Origin of the sequence: Nocardioides sp. (assembly GCF_034670285.1) — a bacterium.
In the GTDB taxonomy this organism is placed as follows: Bacteria; Actinomycetota; Actinomycetes; order Propionibacteriales; family Nocardioidaceae; genus Nocardioides.
Window position 1 is genome coordinate 1 of the sequence record NZ_JAXMNS010000310.1, and the last position, 4,729, is coordinate 4,729.

Annotated in this window: 5 protein-coding genes; 2 read left to right on the plus strand and 3 right to left on the minus strand. The window is 71.1% G+C overall.

Annotation, left to right across the window (positions count from 1 at the left end):
- Nucleotides 1–269 (plus strand): alpha/beta fold hydrolase (locus VOI19_RS14625; RefSeq protein WP_416366387.1); only part of this gene is annotated, 269 nt, incomplete at its 5' end.
- A gap of 11 nt (nucleotides 270–280) precedes the next feature.
- On the opposite strand, the gene VOI19_RS14630 is transcribed toward VOI19_RS14625, so the two are convergent.
- From VOI19_RS14630 to VOI19_RS14640, 3 genes are all read right to left on the minus strand, one after another.
- Nucleotides 281–1,363, minus strand: coding sequence for a sn-glycerol-3-phosphate ABC transporter ATP-binding protein UgpC (locus VOI19_RS14630; protein ID WP_323793698.1), 1,083 nt, complete (start codon nucleotides 1,361–1,363; stop codon nucleotides 281–283).
- A gap of 64 nt (nucleotides 1,364–1,427) precedes the next feature.
- Complete coding sequence (locus tag VOI19_RS14635; RefSeq protein WP_323793699.1) at nucleotides 1,428–2,462, minus strand: hypothetical protein; 1,035 nt, start codon at nucleotides 2,460–2,462, stop codon at nucleotides 1,428–1,430.
- Complete coding sequence (locus VOI19_RS14640) at nucleotides 2,459–4,522, minus strand: alpha-galactosidase (protein WP_323793700.1); 2,064 nt, start codon at nucleotides 4,520–4,522, stop codon at nucleotides 2,459–2,461. Before VOI19_RS14640 ends, VOI19_RS14635 begins: the two co-directional genes overlap by 4 nt.
- Here VOI19_RS14640 and VOI19_RS14645 point away from each other — a divergent pair.
- Nucleotides 4,521–4,729: acyl-CoA dehydrogenase family protein (locus VOI19_RS14645; protein ID WP_323793701.1), on the plus strand; the 209-nt coding region annotated here is incomplete at its 3' end. The two genes, VOI19_RS14640 and VOI19_RS14645, sit on opposite strands and share 2 nt — an antisense overlap.

Here is a 4,729-nt window from a genome sequence, read left to right on the forward strand (position 1 = left end):
CCGCCGGCGTGACGCGTCAGATGGCTGCCATCGTGACCCAGCGCGACCGAGGGCCGCACTTGCGCTCCGTGAGCGTTCCGACCGTGGTCATCCACGGACTGGCCGACAAGATGGTGCACGTCTCGGGCGGTCGGGCGACAGCGGCGGCCGTTCCCGGCGCCGAGCTGCTGCTCATCGACCAGATGGGTCATGACCTGCCGAGCGAGCTCAACCCCACCTTCACCCGGGCCATCCGCGGCAATGCCGACCGGGCCCGGGCGAAGGCATGAGCTGAAGCGCCTCAGTCGCTGAGGCGCTCGCCGGAGGCGGTGTCGAACACGTGGACGCTGTTGGGGTCCGTGGTGACGTGGATGGTCTCGCCCTTGCGCACCGAGTCGCGGCCGCTCACGCGGACGATGATCGTGGACGGGACGCCCTCGATGTCACTGGTGCCGTAGACGAAGCCGTCGGCCCCGAGCTCCTCGACGACCGTCACCTTCACGGGCAGACCGCCCTCGGACTCCGAGACCAGCCGCCAGGCCTCGGGGCGGACGCCGATCGTGACCTTGCCCTGCATCCTCTTCGACGCCGTGGGGTCGACCGGGACGTGGTAGGCGCCGATCTTGGCCTGACCCTGATCGGCCACGGCCTCGATGAGGTTCATCTGGGGCGAGCCGATGAAACCGGCGACGAACAGGTTGACCGGCCGGTCATAGAGCCCGAGCGGGCTGTCGACATGCTGGAGGTGGCCGTCCTTCATCACCGCGACCCGGTCGCCCATCGTCATCGCCTCGACCTGGTCGTGCGTGACGTAGACCGTGGTGACCCCGAGGTCGGCCTGCAGCTTGGCGATGTCGGTGCGGGTCTGGACGCGCATCTTGGCGTCGAGGTTCGACAAGGGCTCGTCCATGCAGAAGACCTGGGGGTTGCGAACGATCGCGCGACCCATGGCGACGCGTTGACGCTGGCCACCCGAGAGCGCCTTCGGCTTGCGCTCGAGGTACTCCTCGAGACCGAGGATCTTGGCAGCCTCGGCGACGCGCTGCTTGCGCTCGGCCTCGGGCACCTTGGCCATCTTGAGCGAGAATCCCATGTTGTCGGCGACCGACATGTGCGGGTAGAGCGCGTAGTTCTGGAAGACCATCGCGATGTCGCGGTCCTTCGGCGGAAGGCTGGTGACGTCGCGGTCGCCGATGAAGATCTTGCCGTCGTTGACCTCCTCGAGGCCGGCGAGCATCCTCAAGGTGGTGGACTTGCCGCACCCGGACGGGCCGACGAGCACCATGAACTCGCCGTCCTCGATCTCGAGGTCGATGCCCGGAACTGCGGGGACATCGGCTCCTGGATACCAGCGCTGAGCCTTCTGGAATGACACGGTGGCCACGCGGACCAACTCCCTTCACCGGCAGGAACGTGCCGGACGATCCGTTGTGAAGTGACGTACGTCACTACCCTAGCCCCGCTCGTACGGGGAGCCAATGGTCCGGCGCGTCGAGCAGCCGGAGTCCCGCGCCGTCGGTCCGCCAACCGACGCGCAGGGGTGGGGTCAGCCCGCCGACGAACGGGCCGACCGGGTCGCGGTGGTCCTCGTTGACGAACGCCAGGAAGCGGGACGACCCGTCGCGCAGTCGCACCGTGCGACCGACGTAGAGGCGCTCGCTGGTCAGGCGCGTGGCGAGACGTGTGTCCACCGGAGCGCCCGGCCCGGCGACGGGCACCGACCAGACTCCGCCCTCACCGGGCTCTGCCCCGGGCACCTGGGCGCCGAGCACCGAGAAGATCAGCACCCAGCGTCCGTCGACCCGATCGAGCGAGATCACCTCGAGCTGGTCGAAGCGACCGGGCTCGACGTCGAGCGGCGGGCCGACCTCCCAGCTCTCGAGGTCGTACGACGTCGCGTGGGCGATGGCGCCGGTCGGCTCCGCGGTCTGCGGGTGCGGGGTCTTGGCGGTGATGTAGGCGTGCCAGAGCCCGGCGACGGTGGGATCGGCGACCACGAACGGGTCGCGCCAGTGGGTCTCGGCCGTCGGAGAGCCCGGGTCGTCGGCGACCTGGTCGACGTACCACCGAGGGTCGAGCTCCATCACGGTGCCCGAGGTGCGCGTCCACGTGATCAGGTCGGCCGAGCGGGAGACCCCGATGCGCTGCACCCGGGTGCCGGTCGCGTGGGTGATGCCGGAGGTGAACATCCACCACCCGCCGAGGGCCTCGGCGTGGACCGTGCTACCGGTCCAGGTGGCCAGGTCGTCGAAGGCGGGTGCGGTCTGCGGGTGCAGTGCAGCAGCGAGCACCCGCCAGTCGGTGAGGTCGCGGCTGACGGCGTGCCCGACCCGAGCGTGCTCATGCCTCAGGTCGGGATCGCCCAGTGAGCGGGGCGCGTGGAGGAAGAAGGCGTGGAAGTGCTCGTCGGCGTTGGCCGCGGCCGGGTCGTCGACGACCCAGAAGTCCCAGACCCAGTCGTCGGCCAGGTCGAGCCCGCTCACCGCGGTGCCTCTGCGACGGCGTGCAGCACCAGGGCGCTCTCCGGAGCCAGCGGGGGCAGCTGCAGACCGACCCGGGTCAACGCGGAGCCGCCGATGACGATCCCGTCGCCGTCGAGCCAGGTGTCACCGATGAAGGCACGGTGCTGCCGGCCGGCCGGGGTCACGTCATCCACCCGGTAGGCCCGGGACTCGTCGAGCCCCGGCAGCAGCAGCGGCGTGGGCGCCTGCGTGGCGAGTGAGTCGGTGGTGGCCACCACGAACCAGGCCTCGTCGCGATCGACCGAGACGATGCCGCTGAGCACGACGGCCGGGTCGGGGTGGTCGCCGCGCACGGAGCGCCCGCTCGAGAGGGTCGGCCGCAGTCGCTTGTGCAGCGCGATCCAGGCGGTGAGCTCGTCGCGCTGGGCGGGGGTGATCGAGGCGAGGTCCCACTCGATGCCGAGGTGTCCGAGCAGGGCGGTGGCAGCGCGGTAGCCGAGCGGGTGAGAGCGGCCGGTGGTGTGGGCCACGGGTCCGCCGACATGGACGCCCATCATCTCCGGCGGCACCACCAGCGACGTCCAGCGCTGGATCTGCTGGCGCTCCTGGGCGTCGATGGTGTCGCTGGGCCAGACCCGGTCAGTGCGGGTGAGGATCTCCAGGTCGATTCGGCCACCGCCGAGATCGGGGTGCGCGGCGCGCAGCTCGTCGAGGAGCCGGTAGAGCGCGAGGGTCTGACCGTGCACCGCCGGTCGACCTCCATGCGTGACGTCGATCAGGTCACGGTTGTGGTCCCACTTCAAGAACGCGATGTCGTAGGCGTCGAGGAGCGCCAGCAACGCCGCCCGCACGTAGTCGTAGGCACCGGGCACCTGGAGGTCGAGCACCTGCTGGTGGCGCCACGTGTCGGGCAGCGCGGTGCGGCCACGAAGGATCCAGTCGGGGTGCGCCCGGGCGAGGGCGGAGTCCTCGTTGATCATCTCGGGCTCGACCCACAGGCCGAAGTCGAGGCCGAGTCCGTGGACCCGCTCGATGAGCGGTCCGAGGCCATCTGGCCAGATCGTCTCGTCGACGGTCCAGTCGCCCAGACCCACCCGGTCGTGCCGACGCCCTTCGAACCAGCCGTCGTCGAGCACGAAACGCTCTGCCCCCACCTCGGCGGCCGCTGCGGCCAGCGCGGACAACCGCTCGAGGTCGTGGTCGAAGTAGGAGGCCTCCCAGGTGTTGACCACGACGGGCCGCTCGGCGCGCGAGCGGATCGCCTGGCGGCGGGTCCAGGCGTGCAGGCGTGCCGAGGCGTCGTCGAGGCCGGCTGCGCCGTAGGCGCCGAGCAACCAGGGACCGACGTACGACTCGCCCTCGTCGAGGGCGACCTCGCCCGGAGCGAGCAGCTCGCCGCCCCCCAGAACGCACTCCCCCTCAGGCGTGCGTTCGGCGTACGTCGCGTGGTCGCCGCTCCAGGCCAGGTGGGTGGCCCATACCTCGCCGTGCCCGAACCCGAAGCCGGGCCGACCGGCCGCCATGAGCAGGTTGGCGTCATGACCCGTACGGCCGTGCCTGGCCTCGCGCAGGTGCGTCCCGATGAGCCACGGCCGGCGCTGCGGGGTGCGCTCGCGGCACCACCGCCCCGTCAGGTCGAGAAGCTCGCATCCCTGCGCCGGCACCGGGAGTGCGGACCGCACCGCTGTGAGGTGGAGCACACCGGGGAGACAGCTGGTGACGCTGGTGCGGAGCCGAGCGACCCCGTCGCGGGTGAGCTCGAGATCGACGCCGACGAGCCACCCGGCCTCGGGGTCGCCGGCCTCGACCCGGAGAATCGCGTCGGGTCCGGCGTCGTCGAGGTCGATAAACCAGCCCGAGAGCTGCGGGGCCGCGGCCGTTGCCGGACCACCGACCCGAAAGCCCTCCAGGGCGGGGGCGCCGGTGAAACCCCGCGACGTCTCGCCGACCAGTCCGCGACGACGGGGCCGGTCGAGTGCCGAGTGCGGGACCGCCGGACCGGCCGCGGTCGCGAGGCCCCGGAGGAGGTCCTCCGACACCTCTCCGAGGGCGCTTCCCCAGTAGAGGACCGCAGGGGCCATGAAGCCCGACGCCGGCACCGACACCCTCAACCTGACCACCGCTGCCCGCAAGGTCGAGGGCGGCTGGCTGGTCAACGGCCAGAAGGTGTGGACCTCGGGCGCCCACGTCTCGGGCATGGGCTTCGCCACCGTGCGGACCAACCCCGATCTCCCCAAGCACCAGGGCATCACGATGATGGCCATCGACATGCACGCCGACGGCGTCGA